Source organism: Jeotgalibacillus alimentarius (assembly GCF_000829445.1).
In the GTDB taxonomy this organism is placed as follows: domain Bacteria; phylum Bacillota; class Bacilli; order Bacillales; family Jeotgalibacillaceae; genus Jeotgalibacillus; species Jeotgalibacillus alimentarius.
The window spans coordinates 258,532-279,013 of the sequence record NZ_JXRQ01000029.1 but is presented as its reverse complement, the minus strand read 5'-3'; the positions used below and the strand labels follow the sequence as shown (position 1 = coordinate 279,013).

Below are 20,482 nucleotides of genomic sequence, written 5' to 3'. Positions count from 1 at the left end.
TGGTTTATATATTTCATAATATACTCATTTATCTTTAAAAACAATACTTTATGAACCGAAAAGTTTGTTAAATTTCATATTTTTGATTAAACTGAAAAGAGAGTGATGATTAAAGAGGTGACAGCATGAATGGATTCGAGCGCAGGCGAGAATTAAAAAAACAGCATATTTTACAGGCGGCTATGGAGCTTTTTAGTGAACTTGGCATTCAGAAGGTATCAATTGCTGATATTGCAAGGAAGGCCCAGGTATCGCAGGTAACAATCTATAATTATTTTGAAAGTAAGCATAATTTAATTCATGACGTGTTTATTTATTATGTAGATCAGGCATCGAACCAGTTCGAGGGGATCGTACACAGCGATCAGCCTTTTCCTGAAAAGGTGAAGATGATCATTTTTAATAAAAAACAGGTCTCTTCAAATATTCATCCAGAGTTCTACCAGTACTTAATGAAAGAGTACACAGAAGAAGGTAACTATATCGAGAAGATTTATATCGAAAAGGCGCTGCCTTACTTTATCCAATTGTTTGATGAGGGGAAGAAGAAGGGATACGTGGACCAGAATCTGTCCAATGAAGCGATTATTTTCTATATTCAAATGCTGAAGGATTATGTCCAGCGGGAAGATGTGTATGAAAAGATTCTTCCTCTTACTGAGGATATTACGAATATTTTCTTTTATGGCGTAATGGGAAAGAAATAGTGTAGAAAATAGCCCCGGCGTATGAGTGCCGGGGCTTATCTTATAAAATGGCTTCAGCGAGAATCCGGTCCAGTTTTCTGATGTCTACTTTTTTATTCACATTCAGCTTGAATCTGCCTGAGCGTGTCCAGAGTTCAAGTTCAGCATTCGTATCGAATGTGCCGCCGTTTTCTGAGGAGTACATGTCGATGGATTTGAAAGGAATGGTGTAAATTTCAACCTTTTTTCCAGTCAGCCCCTGTTTGTCAGCGATCAAAAGACGTTTGTTCGTGATCACGGCTGTGTCACGGATTGTCTTATAAGCTACTTTAGCTTCCTCTCCTTCGACAAATAACTTTTCAAGGTCTGCGGGTACCGCTACTTCTTCGATAAAAGTCCAGTTCATAATTGCTGTTAAGTCAGCCATATGTTTGATTCTCCTTTTCTATTAAAAAATAATCTTATATTCCATAACCTTCTTTCCTACCCCCAAAACCTGGATGTATCTATCGTAATCTTATACATGAATGAACATTAATAGAAATCTTATGAAAAGGAGATGTTATATAAGTAAAAAGAACGTATATTGTATGCGCTTACAATGTCTTTCGTATTAATTATTTGTAAAGATTCTAAATGTTGTAGAGAAATCCAAAGTTTTCTTTTACTATTAATTGTGCACGATTACATAACCAGGAGGTAATACGTACATGCAGCATGTCAAAAAGCATTTTTCAGTTTTTGTAGCTTTGGTCATGGTTTTAAGCCTGCTGACACCTTTTGCATCTGTGTCAAAAGCGGCGGAAAGCTTCACCGAGACGTTTGATAACTGGACACAGGGAGGAACATCATATCTTGATGGTTCGTTCGAAGGGAATAATGGTGTGACATGGGATTACACTGGTGGAAGAGCATCGACTTCGATTGACGGGAAGGGAATGATGTTCCGTGATTCGGGTAGTACATTAACTTCTTCTGAAATTGATGGAGGGATTTCATCACTGACATTTCAGACAAAGGCTGACTTCACCTCAGCTGGTGTCCGTCAGTTTGAAGTTTATATCAATGATGAGCTGATTGGTACAACAGATGATGTAGCCATTGGTGGAGATGCAGTAACTTTCAACTATGGTGATATTGATGTTGAAGGTCCATTTACACTTGTTTTAAAAAAGGTAGGGTCTGAAAGACAGCTGACTGTCGACAACATCACATGGACTTCCTACGAAGATCCGACAAAAGTATCAGCAGTCCAGTCAAGCGTTCCTGCAGGGCAGGTAGCTGAAGGGACAGAAGTTGCTTTTTCAACTTCAACGGCTGACGCTGAGATCTTTGTTTCACAAAACGGGGGAGCTTATGAGGCATATACGGCTCCATTTACCTTAACAGAAGATACAACGTTTGACGTGTATGCAACGGCTGACGGCCTTGATGACAGCGACGTCAGATCGTATGAATACTCAATCGTAACAGAAGACAGTATTGCAGATGTAAGAAATCAGGAGCCTGGCTCAATTGTTTCTACAACGGGTACAGTCAGCGCTGTTTTTAATCAGGGTGGCGCAAACAACATTTACATCCAGAATGCAGGTACTGGTATTGTTGTCAGAACAGCAGCAGATGCAGCACCTGGCGATATCATTTCTGTCTATGGCGAGCTTCAGGATTACAATGGGCTTGCGCAGATCGCAGCTGAAGCTGAAGACGTAGTTGTAACAGGACAGGAAGAAGCACCTGCACCACAGCCGATTCCGGAGACAGGATTAAGTGAAGCACTTGAAGGAACACTTGTATCCGTTGCAAATGTGAATATTGCTTCATCAGGCAGCGGTAACTACTACGGAACTGATGAATTTGGCAACGAGATTGTGATTCGTCCGGCAACAGAAATGGATATTCAGACTGGCCGTACGTATGAGGTGGTAAATGGCGTTGTTGGAGAATTCAACGGCACATACCAGATCGTTCCTCGTTCAGCAGACGATATTATTTTTGATACAAATCAGGTTCGTCCTGTAAAAGCGAATCCTGCAGGCGGATTTGTTGAAGAAGGCGGTACTGTTGAACTGTCTACTGAAACTGAAGGCGCGTCGATTTATTATACAACTGACGGTTCTGAGCCGACAGCAGACAGCACGCTTTATGAAGACGGCGTAACAATTACTGAAAACACTAACCTTAAAGCAGTCGCTGTAAAAGACGGTATGACAACAAGCGATGTGGCTGAATTCACTTATGTGATTCAGACAGACGATATTGAGATTCATGATATCCAGGCAGCAGAGCACTTTTCACCGTATGAAGGGCTGACTGTTCCTAATGTAGAAGGTGTCGTAACGTATGTAGTAAACAGCAGCAGCTTCTATATGCAGTCACTGACGCCGGATGAAGACTCACGCACGTCAGAAGGTATTCTAGTGTATCAGAGAAATCACGGCCTTACTGAAGGTGATCACGTAGAAGTAAGCGGAACAGTGCTTGAGTATTACGTGGAAGGCTACGGAGACCGTTTTGATAATGATCTTCCTGTGACACAGATTGAATCAACCAATATTAATGAACTTGCTGAAGGACTTGAGCTTCCTGAACCAATCGTAATTGGTGGAGAGAATGGCATTGAAGTGCCGACAGAAGTCATTGATAACGATAACTTTGCACAGTTTGACCCTGAAGAAGACGGCATTGATTTTTATGAAAGCATTGAAGGTATGCGCGTTGAGGTAGCCGGTGGGACAGCAAGCGGCCCTCAGAAGTATGGTGAAGTTGCAGTAATTCCAAATAAGGGTGACGAAGTATACACGCAGGCTGGCGGAGCAATTGTAAAGCCTGATGACTTTAACCCTGAGCGCGTATTTATTGATGTTGAGGATGAGGACTTTGTTGTGAAAACTGGAGACGAGCTTTCAACATCAGCTATTGGTGTAATGAGCTATGGCTTTGGTAAATATAAAGTACTTGCAGGTGAAGGTCAGCTGCCAGCATTCACAGATGGCGGACTTGAGCCTGATACAACAACGATAGAACACAAAGAAAATGAGCTGACGATTGCTTCTTATAATATTGAGAACTTCTCAGCGAACACGTCAAATACAAGTGACGAGAAAGCGCAGCGTCTTGCTGATTCATTTATTAACGATCTTGGATCACCTGATATTATTGCGCTGACAGAAGTACAGGACAGCAATGGACCAACTGATGACGGTACAGTTTCAGGTGAAGAAAGCTACCAGCGCCTGATCAATGAAATTGTTGCGCTTGGCGGACCGGAATATGCTTACACCGAAGTGATTCCTGAAGATAAGCAGGACGGTGGACAGCCTGGCGGTAATATCCGTAACGGTTTCCTTTACAATCCTGAACGTGTTCAGCTGACTGAAGGTGTGCAGGGCGGAGCTAATGATGCGATTGAAGTCGTGGACGGCGAACTGACGCTCAATCCTGGACGTATCGCACCATCAGAATTCCCGAATACACGTAAACCGGTTGTAGCTGAATTTGAATTTAACGGTGAAGAAGTGATTGTAGTCGGCACTCACCTGAACTCTAAAGGTGGAGACCAGCCGCTGTTCGGTCAGAATCAGCCGCCATTCCTAGGCAGTGAAGCTGAACGTATTGAACTTGCGGGCATTATCAATGACTTTGTTCAGGAAGTGCAGGCAGACACGCCTGACGCGAACATTGTTGTAGCTGGTGATATGAATGATTTCGAATTCTCAGCACCGCTTGAAGCGTTAAAAGGTGAAGAGCTGACGAATCTGATTGACGGAGTGGAAAAAGAAGATCGCTATACGTATAACTATGAAGGAAACGCGCAGGTGCTTGATCACATTCTTGTGAGTAACAATCTTGCGGAGCGTACAGCGTTTGATATCGTGCATATCAATTCTGATTTCATGGAAGTACACGGCCGTGCATCTGACCACGATCCGCTTTTAGCACAGATCAGCTTTGAAGCAGATGTGGAAGAGCCACAGCCTGAGAAGAAAGTGATAAACCTTGCTGATTATAAGCAGAAAAAAGTAAACATTTTTGAAGATGACGTACACATTGTAGCTGAAAAAGGAATCAAGGCTGATAAAATCATGGTTCGCGGTTCTAACGTGAGCTTTGAAGGAGAAGGGCTTGAAGACCTTGAAGTTACGCTGCACGCAAAAGAAGCAGGTTCAGCTTACGACTTTGAAGGAACCGAAGTAAAGAAAGTCATTGTACAGCATAAGAATGTCGAAGCGATCTATGGAGCTGAAAACATTCAAAAGCTTGAGCTTCGCGGCTCAGCAAAGCATGCTGGAGTAGAGCTGTATGATTCAGAAGGCAATGAAATCGAGCTTGATGATGAAAAGCCTGGTAAAGGAAAAGGTAAGGGTAAAGGACACGGTAAGAAAGCTTCTTAAGTCTTAATCATGTTTGAATAAGAAAGTCCTGATGAAGGTTTGCTTCATCAGGACTTTTATTTTGACTTCTAAAGAGGCGGGTGAATGTTTCGGTTCACCACTGGCAGTAAAAACCCACCGCTGCCCTTAACAAAACCCACTTTTTATTGCTTCGTCTTAAAAGGCCACCAGATTCCTTTGCCAAATGAAACAGTGACTGCTGGAATAAGCAGCGGCAAAATGATCAGACCATATAGCAGCAGTCCTGTAATGACAATTGTTGCAATCTGGACAAGGCTGAGAACACCTGATGGAATCATCGCACCGAAAGTACCTGCAAGAATAATTGCAGCGGTAATAATGACAGTACCCATTTTGGCCATGGATACCTTCAAAGCTTCACTGACAGAATATTGAGCTGTTTCCTCTCTAAAGCGGTCGAGCAGGAAGATTGAGTAATCCACACCAAGTGCGACAAGCATCACAAATCCAAAGAATGGCACTGCCCATGAAATGCCATCATAACCGAAACCATTGACGAAAATGAGCTCAGCAATCGCTACACTAGTGAAGTATGTGAGCAGCAAAGAGCCAATCATATAAAGTGGCATAATCACTGAGCGGAAAATAATCGCAAGGATGACAAAGAGACTAATGAGCATTATCGTGACAGTCTGAGAAAAATCATTAGTCGATATATTGTTCAGGTCACGATTAATACTTGAAACACCGCTGATTGCCACCTCTGACTGATCAAGAGGAGTATCAGTGATTGCTCTCTGTACGGTCTCTTCAATCCGCTCTACCGTTTCAATTGCAACAGGAGAATATGGATCATCTGTTAGAATCACTTCAATTTTAACGCCGCTATTTTCATCGAATGCGTAGCGTTCAATTACCTGGTTAAAATCTTCGTTCTCCAATGTTCCTTCAGGGATAAACACACCGGTATCCCTGATTGTTTCACTTTCACTCATTTGTGCGAGCTGATCTGCTGCTGAGGTCAATCCCTCAGCGATTTGCGCTAACCCTTCGTTAGAAGAACTGACGCCTTCTGAAAGCTGAGTCAGCCCGTCACTGAGTTCAGCTGTCTGACCGGAGGCGGCTTCTATTTGTCCGGCAGCCCCGCTTAGTCCCTGCTCAATTTCAGTGAGACCCTGACTGAGTGCATTCAGCTGTCTGGCAGCCTGCTGAATATTACCGCTTTGCTGAAGTCCTTGTGTGACCTGTACCAGCTGAGTGTTGACCTGAGCAATTCCTGCTGCAGCCTCACCAATCCCGGAAGCAGAGGACGAATCAGGTACCTGACTGACAATATTATCGAGGCCGCTTGTAATCTCTGAGAGTCCGGCCTGAACGTCATTGAGACCATTCACTGCTTCATTCAAACCATCTGATATGAGTCCAAGCTGAGTATCGGCGTATAAGTCTTCAAGAGGAGCACCTGTTGGACGTGTGATGGCCCGGACTGAATCAACGCCTTCAGTGTTTTCAAGTTCCTTACTTATTTTCTCGATATAAGGAACAATATTTTCTGTCACAAGAGATTCTTCATCTGACAGAATGACGTTAACAGGAAGTGAATCGCCCTGACCGAACCCGTCCTCAATTGCTCTCAGTCCTTTCACAGATTCGTAATTGTCTCCGATTTCATCGACTGTGTTAAAGGACAATGCCTCATCATAAGTAAATAACAGCGGAACTGTAATTGCAGCAACAACCAGCATGGATGTCAGTGGTCGTGCAACAGACAACCTGCTCATTAATGACCAGAGTTTACTGTCACTGTGGGAAGCTGACTTCTTCGATGGCCAGAATAACTTCTCTTTTAAAAGTGCCATGAAAAACGGGACAATTGTACTTAAGACGAGCAGCAGCACAGCAATCCCGACTGCAACAGCCACAGCAGACTTAAAGATTGGAAAGTCCGCAAAACCAATTGCAAAAAAGCCGACAAATACTGCAAGCCCGCTGATATATAGAGTGCGGCCTGCGGTTTTATAAGTATTAACTATAGATTCGTTGACAGAGTGACCGGCACCCAGCTCTTCTTTATACCGGCTCAATAATAAAATACAGTAATCTGTCCCGATACCGAAAAGAATCGCCACCAGGAAAATCTGAGTATAATTCGAGACAGGGAAATTAAACCACTCAATAAAAAAGGCAACAATCGACTGACTCAAGAGATAAGTAATTCCAACTGCAACAAGAGGAATGAAAGGTGTCACAATGGAACGGAATACTGCCAGCAGTAACCCGAATATCAACACCACTGTTATAATCTCAGTCCGCTTCAATCCATCCTGTGCACTTTTATTCACATCGTTATTAATAATGGACTCACCGGTAATGTAAACTTCTTGATTGTCCTGAATGATACTGGTTTTAATTTCTTCAGAAAGTGAGATAATCTCCTCCTGACTTCCGTCGACTGTGACAGGTACCAGTATCGTCTTACCATCTTCAGACACAAGTTGTTCTTCAAGCTCCGGGCTTTCGAAAGGATCTAATACTGAGGATACAGGATCGCCAACCTCTTCTATTTGCTGTGCAGTATCAGAGATCTCATCGCGCACAGCCTGTTCTGCTTCGCTATCAAGTTCATAAACGAGAGAAATCGTTTCTTCTCCTGCCCCTGCATCATTTAGTATATCTGCAGCACGTTGGGAAGGGGCATCCCCGGGAAGTTGAAATGTACCAGCTTCCTCTGCCTGCTGAGTCAGGTTTGGGGCGATCAGAAAAAGTGCAATAGTCAGCACAATGAGGCCAATCGTGATCGGCCATTTAAATTTCAGTATCTGATTCATGTGTTGGACCCTCCAGTCTTAAAATAGATCTGATTTTTTTAAACATCGTAACGAACTGTTCGAGTTCCTGATCATTAACCTGATCCGCAAAAAGCGTTTCAATATAGTCATATACAGCCTGATCTGATTCTTGTACAACATTTGCACCCTGTTCAGTCAGTTTAATTAACTTTGAGCGCTGGTCTTCCGGTGACTTTATAATTTCAATCAGCTTTTTTTCTTCCAATTTTTTTAAGCGTCCGGAAATTGCACTTTTATGCACGTGTTGCAGTTCAGCAAGTGTGCCTGCAGACAACGGCCCGTTTTTGTGAAGGATTTTAAGCACCTGCAGCTGCTCCCTTGAATATTCCTGCCAAATGTCTGCTTTGACGTTCTTTAAAACCCGTTCAGTTCCAAATACCATAACGTCTTCAAATAACTCAACAGCCTCTATCAGCCTTTTATCCAAAATGGTTTACCCCCTAAACTATCGTAATTTTAGTTTAGGGGGTAAACCAAAAAGTGTCAAGTATAAAAATACAGTTAAAAAAGCGCTGACCGGTGATAAAGAGGTCAGCGCTCTAGTGATCCTATATATTCTTTGTTTAAAGTGCTGCTTTTCTTTCACACACTCATCATTTTTTATAAAAATGAATGATTCATTTCCCGGGCAATTAACTCGTAAGATCTTTTTTTATCTTGAGGGTCGTATATATTTGTAATCAGCAGAAAATCATCAGTGTTGTAGCGTTTGCTGAGCTTCTCAAGTTCAGCTTTTATCTTTTGTGGCGTTCCAATGATCATTCTTCTGCGATTATGACGGATCTTTTCGAGTTCAGCAGAGGAAACACCCCGTTTTCTCAGCGCGTCAGGGGAATGGACCTGTGAATCTCCTTTTTCAATGCCCAGCAGCCACATATCCTGTGACAGTGCCAGCCGCTCAGCTTCTTTCTGGGTATCTGCACAGACAACAAACACACATACATTGACTGTAGGCTGATCAAATTGACCGGGTGTAAAGTTGTCACGATAGATACGAAGCGTTTCTTCCCATTTATCAGGATTGATAAAATGACCGAATGTCAGACCCATCCCGCGTTCTGCTGCAAGCTTTGCGCTGCGGGGTGAGAGTCCGAGTATCCAGACAGGCGGTGCACTGCCGGTTCTCGGTGTAACCTTAACCATTCTGTATTCATGCTGTTTAGGCAGCTCATTGTGCATAAATCCGTATAGTTCATCCAGATGACGCGGGAAGGCACTCATCATGCTTTCTCGGCTGTCTGTCAGTGCAGCCCGCGTCCGCTCCGTACCGCCGGGAGATCTGCCGACGCCTAAGTCTATCCGGCCGGGGAATAATGCTTCCATCGTCTTGAAGGTTTCAGCGACTTTTAAAGGGCTGTATTGAGGCAGCAGCACACCGCCTGAGCCCACTTTTATTGAATCGGTAGATGATGCAATTCGTGTCATCAGAATTTCAGGGGCTGCACTTAACAGACCGTTTGTATTATGGTGTTCAGCGAGCCAGTACCGCTGATATCCGGCATTTTCAGCAAACTGAGCCAGTGCAACGGTCTGATTCAGAACTTCGTTCGGGTCAGCACCTGCAGGCATTGGTACCTGATCTAATATCCCGAGCTTCATAACTGACTCCTCCTTGGACTTGATGATTCAATTATGCCATGCAAGCAGGGCGGGATGCATGAGGTATGCTTATTCACAGTTGAAGCTGTATAAGTTTTGCGATTTCTGCAGTTCTTTTAATCGTCAGTGTCTTAGCGTTTTTAATGGCGTAGTCCAGCGTACACGGGCTGTGCATGACTGAAAAACTCGCAGTAAAAAGGTCCAGGAGCTCATCAGCCTCATGGTCAAGACTGCCTGACAACAGAATAACGGGTTTTTGATTGTGCGTAGCTTGCCCGGCCACATAATGTGCAACCTTTCCATAAAGCGTCTGCTCATCACTTCTCCCTTCACCTGTAATAACAAGGTCACATTCACTGATCGCCTCGGGAAGCTCCATTTCTTCACCAATGATGCTGGCGCCCTGTGCGAATTTGCCGCCTGCAGCCAATAAGGCAAAACCCATTCCTCCTGCAGCACCTGCACCTGGTGCTGAGATTATTTCAGCAGCTGTAAGGGCAGCAAATTGTTCAATCCATCTATCGTATCGGGTGATATCTTCTGGAAGTACCCCTTTTTGAGGACCAAAAATCGCTGTTGCACCTTCTGAACCGGTTAAAGGATTATTTACATCGGATGCGATCATCAGTTCAATGTCATTCAGTCTGGGGTCAAGCGTTGTCAGATCAACTCTTTGGATCGCCTGGAGCTTGCCGAGTGTGACAGGACCGCTGACTTCATCTGTATAAGTGTAGGCTGCACCCAGTGCTTCAAGCAGTCCTGCTCCGCCATCATTGACTGCGCTGCCGCCGAGTCCGATCAATACTTTTTTGCAGCCCTGATCTAATGCAAAACGAATCATCTCTCCAACCCCGTAGGAAGTGGAGTGGATCGGCATGAGTTCATCAGGAGTAAAATCCGGCAGTCCGACAGCCTGAGCAGATTCAATATAAGCCGTGTCTCCATCGATGCAGATCAAAGCTCGTTTAGGCTTGCCGTATGTATTCAGAACATTCACTTCAGCAGGGATAAGTCCTTTTTTAAATATAAATGGTTCGAGCATACCTTCGCCGCCATCAGCCATCGGAATCATGACGCATTCAGCTTCAGGTATGACAGATTGAATCCCTTCTTTCATTGCAAGCGCAGCCTCAGCAGCACTCAGGCTTCCTTTAAATGAATCCGGTGCAAGTACAATTTTCATGTGATCAGCTCCTTTTTAGATTAGCTTTGTTAAATCTGGCTGTTGAGGTATATTGTGCTGCAGCTGTTGTGTTTTTGCTGGCAGCCGCAGTGTTTAGCCCCGCTGCTGTAAGATACACCCGGGTTTGCTGTTGTAAAACGGCCCGCAGGTGTAGTGAGCCCCCGTAACGACTGTAAGTTAAGTTCCCTCCATTGTAGCAGGATCCCCTGCATTAAAAAGAAATTTCTGATTTTGGTCAAATTCCACTTGAAAAAGTAGAATTTTTGTGATTTGTTTTCCGTTATCCCCTTGCAATTTACAGGTAACCCGTCGTACAATGAAGAATGAATGTCATTTTCGAAATGAGGGTAAAAATGAAAACTTCCATTTATGGATTAACGTTAGAGCAACTTATTGCCTGGCTTATGGAACATGGTCAAAAGAAATTTCGTGCAGAACAGATTTGGGACTGGCTTTATCGTAAGAGAGTCACAAGCTTTGAAGATATGAAGAACGTCAATAAAGAATGCCGTGAATTACTTGAAGAGAACTTTGTGATCGAGACACTCGATCTTCAGATTCGTCAGGATTCACAGGATGGTACTGTAAAATTCCTGTTTAAGCTGCAGGACGGCAACCTGATTGAAACTGTATTGATGAGACAGAAATATGGTCAGTCAGTATGTGTGACAACTCAGGTAGGCTGTAATATCGGCTGTACATTCTGTGCCAGCGGTCTGTTAAAGAAGAGCCGCGACCTTTCAAGTGGAGAAGTCGTTGAACAGATCATGCGTGTGCAGAAGTATATGGATGAAAAAGGCGAGGGAGACCGCGTCAGCCATATCGTTGTCATGGGTATCGGAGAGCCGTTTGATAACTATGATAACCTGATGAGCTTCCTGCGTGTAGTGAATTCAGCAAAAGGTCTTGGCATTGGTGCCCGTCATATCACTGTTTCAACAAGTGGTCTTGCGAACCGTATCTATGACTTTGCTGATGAGGATCTTCAGGTAAATCTTGCACTATCTCTGCATGCGCCGAATGATGAACTGCGTACGCGCATTATGAAGATTAACCGTGCATATCCGATCGAGCCGCTAATGAAGGCGATCGATTACTATCTTGAGAAAACAAACCGCCGGATTACATTTGAGTATATTCTGCTGCATGACGTGAATGATCACGTGGAAGAAGCAGAACAGCTTGCAAAAATGCTTTATAATAAGCGTCACCTGGCATATGTGAACCTGATTCCGTATAACCCGGTTGATGAGCATATCCAGTATGAGCGAAGCAAACAGGACAATATCATGAAATTTTATGATACGCTGAAAAAAGGCGGCATCAACTGTGTTGTACGTCAGGAACATGGTACAGACATTGATGCAGCATGTGGTCAGCTGCGCAGTAAGCAGATCAAAAAATCAGCTGTATAAACTTGAGCCCGGAGATCAAAACCCGGGCTTTTTCTATGCCTTAAATTCATCGTGCATTTCTATTGAAATATAACGCTTCCATGTATTATAATTAATTTGTGACAATTTACCTATTAGGAGGAACGGTGATGGAGGGCCTATTCTTAACGGCGGCATTTGTGTTTGTGGCATTCATAGCAAATACTTTTCGTTTTTACGCAAACGGATACATAAACAGATTAATATTTGTCATGTCGACAGTGCTGCTTGTTTTGTTAGAGCAATGGTTTGCCACACCGTCACATACATCCTGGCTATTACTATTTGCGATTGCAGCTACAGTGGTGAGCTTTCATTTCAGCGGCGGAATGATCGCTGCTGCACTATCATCCTGGTACCTGTGGATCACAACCGGAGCAATGGAACCGAGCGTATATGCTGCCTACTTCTTATTTGCAGGAAGTGTATATGCGATCAGATATTATGTGAGAAAAATCCGTCAGCAGCGTGACCGCTGGCTTGAGATCCTGACATTCAACTCAAAGCAGCTGAACGTCACAAAAGATGTCAGTCAGGCAATGCAGGAGACCTTCAACACTAAAAGACTGCTAGAGACGATTTTGACCTCAATGACAGCCGGGCATGGGCTCGGTTATAACCGGGCAATGATCTTTTTACTCAGCGAAGACGGCAACTCTCTGAAAGGAATTATGGCAACAGGACCTGTAAGAGCGGAAGAAGGGTTTAAGATCTGGGAGGATATCACTGCCAACCGATACGGCTTAACAGATTTAATTGATAAAAAAGAAGCGGAAAAATCTGACCAGCAACTCAACGAAATCGTACAGGATATGACCATTCCGCTTCAGGAAAAAAGTTTCTTAAGAGATGTGATGGAATCAGGGTACCCGCTGCTGATAAAAGAAGCAGATACTCACGATGGCTTAATGATGCGCTTTTATCATACATTGGGTCTGAAAGAATTTGTCGTGATTCCACTGCTTCATCAGGGCGTAAAGTCAGGTGTCGTGATCATTGATAATCTGGTCAATCAAAAACCGCTGAATATGCATGACGTGGATATAATCACACCGCTTGCTACCCAGGCGGCGATTGCCCTTCAGCAGGCGAGTCAATATGAATCAGTAGAGCGGATGGCGTTAAAAGACGGGCTGACAAATCTGTATAATCAGCGTGCATTTCAGCAGTCTTTATCTGATGATTTTTGTGCGCGGCCTTTTTCTATTATTCTTTTAGATATTGATTTTTTTAAAAATTACAATGACACGAATGGTCATATGCTTGGAAATGAAGTACTCGTGCAGCTGGCAGGCGTGATTACAAAAAGTCTTCGCGGGGATGATCTGGCGTATCGATTTGGCGGGGAAGAGTTTGTGATTCTGCTGCCGCATACACCACGAGACCAGGCGATTAAAGTGGCGGAACGTATTCGCAAAAGAGTAGAAGAAACTGCTTTTCCTAAAGGAGAACTGCAGCCTGAAGGAAAGCTGACAGTGAGTCTTGGCGTCGCCGAATCAGATGGTACTGCGGATCCTTTTGACACAGTTGAGTTTGCAGATCAGGCACTGTATGAAGCAAAAGAAAGCGGAAAGAACCGCGTGGCAGTGAAAGTGGGGATGTAAAGATGGAGTACGCATGGTTATTACTCAATGTGATTGTGTTTACGACAGTGTTTCTAGTCACTACCAGACCGCTGTATATAAGGTCGCTTAAAGTAAAGGCGGTTAAAATAGCTGACAGGCTCGGACTCTCTCTTCATAAGCTGGTCTATTCTTATGAGCAAATGGTCTTTTTCACTGCGCTCCCAAGCCATCTTCCACAGCTTAAGCAGGCAAAGAAAGAGGATATCTGTCTCAAGCTGGATTACCATTCAATGTTTTTCCCGCGGCTAAAAGGTGTTAAAGTCATCATAACGAAAGGGAAATATCCGTATAACCTGGCTTACCTGCCGATCAAAGACTTCAGGCTCCCTTCTCTTGACCGGTTATCTTCTGAATCACACCTGTCAGGTAAGGAATACCTGATCATCAGCTCATATCTCGCGAGTCATCCTGACACGCTGGATGAAATAAGAGATGAAGTATTCAGGAAAATGCAGTTCAAAGACATGAAACAGGCAGAATAATACGAAAAGAGGTATATGATGAACGATCATCAGCTATCAATTAAAACTGACAGTCTGCTTGAGACAGTCAGTTCATCGATCCATCATAACCGCTATGAAGCAACCCCTTATGAAGGTCTCGAAGTGTTGAGCGAATTGTACCCGTTGCGTCGCTACAATGGCCTGGTGGATTACGGATGCGGCAAGGGACGTGTCTCGTTTTATTTTCATCACAGGTTCGGCCTTAACGTAACCGGCGTGGAGATGAATCCGAGGTTGTACCAGGAAGCACTGCAAAACCAGGCATCCTACCTTGCTAAGCGAAAGCTTGGAAGAGGCAGCCTGCAGTTCGAACATGCTTTTGCTGAGAAATATGAAGTGAATGAAGAGCAGGATGTTTTTTATTTCTTTAATCCGTTTTCTGTGCAGATTTTCGCTGCGGTCATGAACCGGATTGCTGTTTCTCTTGAGCAGAAGGAGCGGGATGCAGTGGTGATCTTATATTATCCGACTGTGGAATATATTCACCACCTTGAGGAAAAAACAGCGTTCATGCTTGTCCGGCAGATTCCCATTCCGGGGCTAGTTGAAAATAACAATAATGAACGATTTGTCATTTTTGAATATAAGACATGAAAAAAGCAGGCATGCGCCTGCTTTTTAAAATGGGTTTGTTGCCCAGATGGCAGATGTTTTGATGAATGACCGTTGTTCAAGCTTCAACAGACTCACCATATACTCTGCGAGATCTTCTGCCTGAGTGAACTTATCCGGATTGCGTTCCCCGTCTTCACCGCGTGTCAGATCTGTCTCTACAAGGCTTGGAGTGATCGTGGAAACACGGATATTATGCGGACGGACCTCCTGCATAAGTGACTCTGTGAGGCCGTTCACAGCGAACTTGGACGCACTGTATGCGCTGGACCCTTTCGTACCTTTTAAGCCGGACATAGAAGAAATATTAATGATATCACCTGTTTTACGATCGATCATACCCGGGAGTACAGCTTTCGTCGTATGCACAATTCCCATCACATTTGTCTGAAGTACCTTATTCCAATCTTCAGTTGTGAGCTCCAGAAACTCTCCGTATGCGCCCATCCCGGCATTGTTAATCAGAATATCAACATGGCCCAGTTGATCAGTCAGTTCTTTAATGGCCTGGGTAATATCTGATTCATATCTGACATCAGCTTTAGCGGTAAATACGTTCACATCATATTGACTTAATTTTTCTTTGATTTGATTCAGGTTTTCCTCAGATCGTCCGACGATCCCAAGGTTAACACCCTCTTTAGCCAGCTCTAAAGCTGTAGCAGCACCGATTCCGCGGCTGCCTCCTGTAATGATTGCTTTTTTTCCTTTTAATGATTGCATGCAAAACATCCTTTCATTTTGTTCTGTCATTCTACTATTCACTTTAATCATTATTTAAAAACATGCAGAAATCGTTCTCCCTATGTATAATAAGTGCTGAGGTGAAAATATGAAGAAACTGTTAATTGGATTATTCACCCTCATCCTGCTGATAGGCGGAGGGTTATATGCTGTTTATTATTTTGGTACAGAAGTGGCGGCGGATCAGGTAGTTGAGTCCGTTACAGCCGATATGAAAACAAATGGTCAGATGGATCAGGTAAAAACCTATATTGAACAGGATCCTGTTTTAAGCAGCTATCTAGAAGAAGCAGAGGCGGCGAAAGATGATGAAAACCTTGTATTCACAACGCGTGCTGAAGCTACCCGTGTGATGATTCAGAAGGTGGGAATCGGAGAGCTGCGCCAGATTCAGGCAGATGCAGAAGCGGGCAACCTTTCTGAACAGGAAGTCATTCAAAAACTTGAATCATCCCTGTCCGAAGAAGAATTGAAAGCACTGAAGGTCCTTGCATACAAAGAGATTTATGGTGAATGATATAAGTTTGGTGAGGAAAACATTAAGGTGAACGAAGCGGAAGGTGGTGACTCCGGGACGATTAGTGAGACAGCTGAGACCCCGCAACCGAAGGTGAGGAGGCTCAGCGACCACCGTCCGGAAAGCACCGCCTGGAGCGCAGTGAACCGGTTACTATAGTAAAGGCTGAGACATTTGTCCCGGCTTTTTTTAACGTCTGTCACCACCCAAAATATCAAAAAGTCCGCTTGCAGCACTACCTTCACCTTTAGACCCGCCATTACGCGGCATCGCTGAAAATACGCGGCTGGCAAGACGGCTGAACGGCAATGACTGAACCCAGACAGTACCGGGACCGCGCAGTGTCGCAAGGAATAATCCCTCGCCGCCGAACATAGCCGTTTTAATTCCGCCGACCATCTCAATGTTATAATCAATCCCGCCTGTCATCGCGACCAGACACCCTGTATCAAGACGCAGTACTTCTCCCGCAGCCAGCTCTTTTTTGTGAATCGTGCCGCCAGCATGAACAAAGGCCATTCCGTCCCCCTCAAGCTTTTGCATAATGAACCCTTCACCGCCAAAGAAGCCGGTACCTACTTTACGCTGAAACTCAATGCCGATTGATACGCCTTTTGCTGCAGCTAAGAAAGCATCCTTCTGGCAGATCAGTTTCCCGTCAATCGTACTGAGGTCAAGCGGAATAATTTTGCCTGGATAAGGAGAAGCAAAGCTGACATGTTTTTTTCCAGTGCCTTCATTCGTAAAAGCAGTCATAAACATGCTTTCACCTGTCAGCACACGTTTGCCGGCGCCAAGTAGCTTACCCATCAGGCCGCCTGAAGATTCCGCACCGTCTCCGAAAATGGTTTCCATTCTGATCGCATCATCCATCATCATCAGGCTGCCTGCCTCTGCAATTACTGTCTCCTGAGGGTCCAGTTCCACTTCTACAAACTGCATGTCATCACCGTAAAGCTTGTAATCAATTTCATGATTATTCACTCTGTCTCCACTCCTTTATTTGAATTTCTTCTATCATAACTCATTTTACTGAAAAATCTGAATGTATTTTGTTAAGATAGAAGGGAGAACTTATAAATGCTCTTATTTTAAACGGCTGAGGGTGATCATCATAAAATCCATTCATCAGATTATGCAGTTGATCGGACGTTTAGACGCTCATGTTGCAGATGATTTCGAAGGGCAGGATCTAGACTTTAAACAGTGGAGTCTGAAAACAGAGGATAATATACGTAAGATGGTCGAATATGCGATTTGCATGGCAAATGGCGGCGGAGGCAGTGTTGTATTCGGTATTGCAGACGGTGTGAAAGGACATAGTAAAACCATTCTTGGTGTGCCGGATCATCTGGATATTGCCTATTTTCATCAGCGGGTTTTTGAAGAAACAAGGCCGCAGCTATCAGCTGAATTTGATCTGGTAGAGCTTGATTACGGAACAGGACGGGTATTAATTATGACTGTTGACGGCCGTGGTGGGCCGTACACATTTGCAGACGGGAAGTCGGTTATCCGTAAAGGGAAAGAATGCCTGACGATTGAAAAGAAAATATAATGCTGAAAGGAGTTTTTTACTTATGAAAGCTGTCTATCATAAAGGACCAAAAGGAATGGAGGGACTTACATATGGAGACCTGGATCACGCTCAGGTTCAGGCAGGAGAAGTCCGGATTAAACTGAAAACTGCCGGTCTGAATCACCGTGACCTGTTCGTGCTGACGCGTCATGGAGAAGAAGATCCTGCGCTTGTAGTGGGGTCAGATGGTGCCGGAATCGTCGAAGAAACAGGAGAAGGTGTAACAAATGTTCAAAAAGGCGATGAAGTGATTATTAATCCGGGGATTAACTGGAAGCATAATACTGACGCGCCGCCACCTGAATTTGATATTGTCGGTCTGCCTGGTCACGGTACTTTTGCTGAAAGCATTGTGCTGCCTGCAGAGAATGCAGTGAAAAAGCCTGATCACCTCAGCTGGGAGGAATCAGGTGTGCTGGCACTTGCAGGCCTCACAGCATACCGTGCATTGTTTACACGCGGACAGATAAAAGAGGGGATGAACGTGCTGATTCCGGGGATCGGAAGCGGTGTAGCAACTTTTCTATTGCAGTTTGCAAAGGCGGCAGGTGCTACAGTGTATGTAACATCACGGTCAGAAGAAAAGCGCAAAAAAGCACTGGAACTCGGTGCTGACTACGCAATTGACAGTGAAGGGGACTGGGAAGAAGCAGTAGACGGTACAAAAATGGATCTGGTGATCGAATGTGTCGGGGCTGCAACCTTTAATAAGTCATTAAAGCAGTTAAGAAAAGGCGGCACGATTGTAACCTTTGGTGCTTCTGCCGGAGATGAAGTGACGATCAACCTCCGCGACTTCTTTTACGGCCAGCAAAATCTGCTGGGTTCCACAATGGGAAGTGCTGAAGAACTTAATGAAATGATTGCATTCATCGAAAAGCACAACATTCATCCGGTGATGGATAAGGTATATAAATTAGAGGATTACGAGCAGGCTTTTGAGCGGATTGAAAAAGCAGAGCAGCTTGGGAAGGTTGGATTCAATATTTCATCATTCTAAATCAATACCCCTGCAGCTAAAATGCTGCAGGGGTATTAAAATACAGTTTCATAGACAAATACCCCCCACACCCTCACAAAAATATGATATACTGATTATATAAATAGAAAATTCAGAACTTTTTGAATGAGGGGGAAATGGTTATGATAAGGGGATGGAAACGAAGGCGTATTGCCTTTATTGCTTTCCTCGGCGCCTGTTTAATTTTACTGGTGGGGTATATCAGTCAGCCTGTAAAGGACGTAGATGTTGAAGGGATGATCTCAGTTGCACACCGCGGCGCCGCCAGTTATGCACCTGAAAATACACATGCGGCATTTCAAAAGGGAATAGAGCTTGGCGCTGATTTCATTGAAGCAGATGTTCACCTTTCTAAGGATGGGGAACTGATCATCATGCACGATGAAACAGTGAACAGGACAACAAACGGTACCGGTCAGATCAGGGATATGACGCTTGAAGAGTTAAAGACTCTCGAAGCCGGCTCGCATTTTCACCCGGATTATTACGGAGAACCAATCATTACGCTGAACGAATTAATGGAATCGTTTTACGGTCAGGTGGGTCTTTTAATAGAAATCAAGCACCCGGCGCTTTATCCGGGAATTGAAGAGAAAGTGGCAGAAGTACTATCGCAGTATCCCGCAACAGACAGTGTGATTGTTCAATCTTTTGATATTGATTCACTGAAGCGCATCCATGAACTGGACCCGGACCTCCAAATCGCAGTCCTCATGAAAGCCTCATTTGTACCAGTATCACTCTGGCAGTTAGATGAACTCACCTCATTTGCAACCTACATTAATTTTAATATATCAGCCGTATCAAAAAGAACGATTGATGAAGTGCACAAACGCGGCGGAAAAGTACTGGTCTGGTCCAAAAAGGATAAGCGGCTCATCCAAAAAGCTGTCTCCTACGATGTGGATGGCATCATCACAGACTTTTCAAGATGGCCGGTAGAGGAAGACATCCAGGTAGTGAAGGATTAAATAATGATAATCAAAAAACGGAGGGCCGCATAACCGGTGCCTCCGTTCTTTATTTACGGCTTTGTTAAAGACCAATATTGTTTTAGCACAGCTGTTGATTGGAGCGGAAGGGGGACGACTCCAGCAGGAGAAGCGTGACAGGTGAGACCCCGCAAGCGCCCCGCGCTGAGGAGGTCCGATTGAATCGGAGCCAAAAGACGGCTCATGCGGAAAGCGTTCCCCCTGGAGCGGAAATCAACAGCCAAATTTCACAGAGCTAAAATTACAATACTTTCTCAATATCAGCCTTCATATCAGCAGGCTCTACAGCCGGTTCATAACGCTCTTTTACATGCCCATTTTTATCAACGAGAAACTTTGTAAAGTTCCACTTAATTTCTCCGCCTTTTTCGTCTTTCAAAAAGTTAAAGAGATTATCAGCCCCGTCACCGTTTACTTTCACCTTCGCCATCAGCGGGAATGTTACACCATAATTGACCTGACAGAATTCAGTCGTTTCTTCAATATTCTCAAACTCCTGATTTGCAAACTGATCACATGGGAAACCGAGTACAACGAGCCCTTTGTCGTGGAAGGTCTCATGAAGTTCCTGTAACCCCTTAAACTGCGGCGTATAGCCACACTTACTTGCAGTATTAACGATCAAGAGCGGCTGACCTTTATAAGCATCAAGTGACATCAGATCTCCATTTGTTTTACGGACCATATAATCATAAGCCTGGTTCATATGTATACCCTCCTAATATTTCTTCGCTTTCTTTAGCATAGCAAACCTGAAAATAGAACGCACTTTTGACCTTCTGAAAAC

18 protein-coding genes are annotated in these 20,482 nt (G+C 44.1%); 10 read left to right on the top strand and 8 right to left on the bottom strand.

The genetic code is table 11. From position 1 onward, the window contains the following. Nucleotides 1-125: 125 nt before the first annotated feature. Nucleotides 126-707 carry a TetR/AcrR family transcriptional regulator gene (locus tag KP77_RS16190; protein ID WP_041123768.1) on the top strand — a complete coding sequence of 194 codons (582 nt, stop codon included), beginning with the start codon at nucleotides 126-128 and terminating at the stop codon, nucleotides 705-707. Between the two features lie 40 nt (nucleotides 708-747). On the opposite strand, the gene KP77_RS16185 is transcribed toward KP77_RS16190, so the two are convergent. Further along, the gene (locus KP77_RS16185) at nucleotides 748-1,113 is read right to left on the bottom strand and encodes a PH domain-containing protein (RefSeq protein WP_041123767.1); all 366 of its coding nucleotides are present in this window, start codon (nucleotides 1,111-1,113) and stop codon (nucleotides 748-750) included. A 283-nt stretch (nucleotides 1,114-1,396) separates the two neighbouring features. Here KP77_RS16185 and KP77_RS17715 point away from each other — a divergent pair, with 283 nt between their 5' ends. Further along, entirely contained in the window at nucleotides 1,397-5,077 is a 3,681-nt protein-coding gene (locus KP77_RS17715) for a chitobiase/beta-hexosaminidase C-terminal domain-containing protein (protein ID WP_052474374.1), read from the top strand. Nucleotides 5,078-5,220: 143 nt separating this feature from the next. On the opposite strand, the gene KP77_RS16175 is transcribed toward KP77_RS17715, so the two are convergent. The 4 genes from KP77_RS16175 to KP77_RS16160 form a co-directional block, all read right to left on the bottom strand. Beyond that, a complete protein-coding gene (locus KP77_RS16175; RefSeq protein ID WP_041123766.1) occupies nucleotides 5,221-7,866 on the bottom strand; it encodes an MMPL family transporter in 2,646 nt (881 codons plus the stop codon). Continuing rightward, nucleotides 7,844-8,314 (bottom strand): MarR family winged helix-turn-helix transcriptional regulator, encoded by a 471-nt coding sequence (locus tag KP77_RS16170; RefSeq protein ID WP_041123765.1) that lies wholly within the window; start codon nucleotides 8,312-8,314, stop codon nucleotides 7,844-7,846. The genes KP77_RS16175 and KP77_RS16170 overlap by 23 nt, the downstream gene beginning before the upstream one ends. A 173-nt stretch (nucleotides 8,315-8,487) precedes the next feature. Next, on the bottom strand, nucleotides 8,488-9,486 hold the full coding sequence (locus KP77_RS16165) for an LLM class flavin-dependent oxidoreductase (RefSeq protein ID WP_041123764.1): 999 nt from the start codon (nucleotides 9,484-9,486) through the stop codon (nucleotides 8,488-8,490). A 73-nt stretch (nucleotides 9,487-9,559) separates the two neighbouring features. After that, entirely contained in the window at nucleotides 9,560-10,669 is a 1,110-nt protein-coding gene (locus tag KP77_RS16160) for a glycerate kinase (protein ID WP_041123763.1), read from the bottom strand. Between the two features lie 353 nt (nucleotides 10,670-11,022). Here KP77_RS16160 and rlmN point away from each other — a divergent pair, with 353 nt between their 5' ends. From rlmN to KP77_RS16140, 4 genes are all read left to right on the top strand, one after another. After that, nucleotides 11,023-12,084 (top strand): 23S rRNA (adenine(2503)-C(2))-methyltransferase RlmN, encoded by a 1,062-nt coding sequence (gene rlmN, locus KP77_RS16155; protein ID WP_041123762.1) that lies wholly within the window; start codon nucleotides 11,023-11,025, stop codon nucleotides 12,082-12,084. Between the two features lie 128 nt (nucleotides 12,085-12,212). Continuing rightward, nucleotides 12,213-13,706 carry a sensor domain-containing diguanylate cyclase gene (locus tag KP77_RS17710; protein WP_052474373.1) on the top strand — a complete coding sequence of 498 codons (1,494 nt, stop codon included), beginning with the start codon at nucleotides 12,213-12,215 and terminating at the stop codon, nucleotides 13,704-13,706. Between the two features lie 2 nt (nucleotides 13,707-13,708). Next, on the top strand, nucleotides 13,709-14,209 hold the full coding sequence (locus KP77_RS16145; protein ID WP_041123761.1) for a hypothetical protein: 501 nt from the start codon (nucleotides 13,709-13,711) through the stop codon (nucleotides 14,207-14,209). An 18-nt stretch (nucleotides 14,210-14,227) separates the two neighbouring features. Then, nucleotides 14,228-14,824: a methyltransferase domain-containing protein gene (locus KP77_RS16140; RefSeq protein ID WP_041123760.1), complete on the top strand. Its 597-nt coding sequence runs from the start codon at nucleotides 14,228-14,230 to the stop codon at nucleotides 14,822-14,824. Nucleotides 14,825-14,848: 24 nt separating this feature from the next. Here the strand turns inward: KP77_RS16140 and KP77_RS16135 are convergent, their stop codons facing one another. Further along, on the bottom strand, nucleotides 14,849-15,565 hold the full coding sequence (locus tag KP77_RS16135) for a 3-ketoacyl-ACP reductase (RefSeq protein ID WP_041123759.1): 717 nt from the start codon (nucleotides 15,563-15,565) through the stop codon (nucleotides 14,849-14,851). 109 nt (nucleotides 15,566-15,674) lie between these two features. Here KP77_RS16135 and KP77_RS16130 point away from each other — a divergent pair, with 109 nt between their 5' ends. Continuing rightward, nucleotides 15,675-16,103: a phenylalanyl-tRNA synthetase subunit beta gene (locus KP77_RS16130; RefSeq protein ID WP_041123758.1), complete on the top strand. Its 429-nt coding sequence runs from the start codon at nucleotides 15,675-15,677 to the stop codon at nucleotides 16,101-16,103. 189 nt (nucleotides 16,104-16,292) lie between these two features. Here KP77_RS16130 and KP77_RS16125 read toward each other — a convergent pair whose 3' ends face one another. Beyond that, a complete protein-coding gene (locus tag KP77_RS16125; protein WP_041123757.1) occupies nucleotides 16,293-17,087 on the bottom strand; it encodes a TIGR00266 family protein in 795 nt (264 codons plus the stop codon). 121 nt (nucleotides 17,088-17,208) lie between these two features. Between KP77_RS16125 and KP77_RS16120 the strand changes: the two genes are divergently transcribed. From KP77_RS16120 to KP77_RS16110, 3 genes are all read left to right on the top strand, one after another. Next, complete coding sequence (locus tag KP77_RS16120; RefSeq protein ID WP_041123756.1) at nucleotides 17,209-17,661, top strand: ATP-binding protein; 453 nt, start codon at nucleotides 17,209-17,211, stop codon at nucleotides 17,659-17,661. Nucleotides 17,662-17,683: 22 nt separating this feature from the next. Continuing rightward, the gene (locus KP77_RS16115) at nucleotides 17,684-18,682 is read left to right on the top strand and encodes a zinc-binding dehydrogenase (protein WP_041123755.1); all 999 of its coding nucleotides are present in this window, start codon (nucleotides 17,684-17,686) and stop codon (nucleotides 18,680-18,682) included. Between the two features lie 143 nt (nucleotides 18,683-18,825). Further along, nucleotides 18,826-19,674 (top strand): glycerophosphodiester phosphodiesterase, encoded by an 849-nt coding sequence (locus KP77_RS16110; protein ID WP_052474371.1) that lies wholly within the window; start codon nucleotides 18,826-18,828, stop codon nucleotides 19,672-19,674. 262 nt (nucleotides 19,675-19,936) lie between these two features. On the opposite strand, the gene KP77_RS16105 is transcribed toward KP77_RS16110, so the two are convergent. Then, nucleotides 19,937-20,401 carry a glutathione peroxidase gene (locus KP77_RS16105; protein ID WP_041123754.1) on the bottom strand — a complete coding sequence of 155 codons (465 nt, stop codon included), beginning with the start codon at nucleotides 20,399-20,401 and terminating at the stop codon, nucleotides 19,937-19,939. Between the last annotated feature and the right edge of the window lie 81 nt (nucleotides 20,402-20,482).

Bases quoted from the DNA above. Each gene is read 5' to 3' on its own strand.
- KP77_RS16190 (WP_041123768.1), top strand. From the start codon at position 126: ATGAATGGATTCGAGCGCAGGCGAGAATTAAAAAAACAGCATATTTTA.
- KP77_RS16185 (WP_041123767.1), bottom strand. From the start codon at position 1,113: ATGGCTGACTTAACAGCAATTATGAACTGGACTTTTATCGAAGAAGTA.
- KP77_RS17715 (WP_052474374.1), top strand. From the start codon at position 1,397: ATGCAGCATGTCAAAAAGCATTTTTCAGTTTTTGTAGCTTTGGTCATG.
- KP77_RS16175 (WP_041123766.1), bottom strand. From the start codon at position 7,866: ATGAATCAGATACTGAAATTTAAATGGCCGATCACGATTGGCCTCATT.
- KP77_RS16165 (WP_041123764.1), bottom strand. From the start codon at position 9,486: ATGAAGCTCGGGATATTAGATCAGGTACCAATGCCTGCAGGTGCTGAC.
- KP77_RS16160 (WP_041123763.1), bottom strand. From the start codon at position 10,669: ATGAAAATTGTACTTGCACCGGATTCATTTAAAGGAAGCCTGAGTGCT.
- rlmN (WP_041123762.1), top strand. From the start codon at position 11,023: ATGAAAACTTCCATTTATGGATTAACGTTAGAGCAACTTATTGCCTGG.
- KP77_RS17710 (WP_052474373.1), top strand. From the start codon at position 12,213: ATGGAGGGCCTATTCTTAACGGCGGCATTTGTGTTTGTGGCATTCATA.
- KP77_RS16145 (WP_041123761.1), top strand. From the start codon at position 13,709: ATGGAGTACGCATGGTTATTACTCAATGTGATTGTGTTTACGACAGTG.
- KP77_RS16140 (WP_041123760.1), top strand. From the start codon at position 14,228: ATGAACGATCATCAGCTATCAATTAAAACTGACAGTCTGCTTGAGACA.
- KP77_RS16135 (WP_041123759.1), bottom strand. From the start codon at position 15,565: ATGCAATCATTAAAAGGAAAAAAAGCAATCATTACAGGAGGCAGCCGC.
- KP77_RS16130 (WP_041123758.1), top strand. From the start codon at position 15,675: ATGAAGAAACTGTTAATTGGATTATTCACCCTCATCCTGCTGATAGGC.
- KP77_RS16115 (WP_041123755.1), top strand. From the start codon at position 17,684: ATGAAAGCTGTCTATCATAAAGGACCAAAAGGAATGGAGGGACTTACA.
- KP77_RS16110 (WP_052474371.1), top strand. From the start codon at position 18,826: ATGATAAGGGGATGGAAACGAAGGCGTATTGCCTTTATTGCTTTCCTC.
- KP77_RS16105 (WP_041123754.1), bottom strand. From the start codon at position 20,401: ATGAACCAGGCTTATGATTATATGGTCCGTAAAACAAATGGAGATCTG.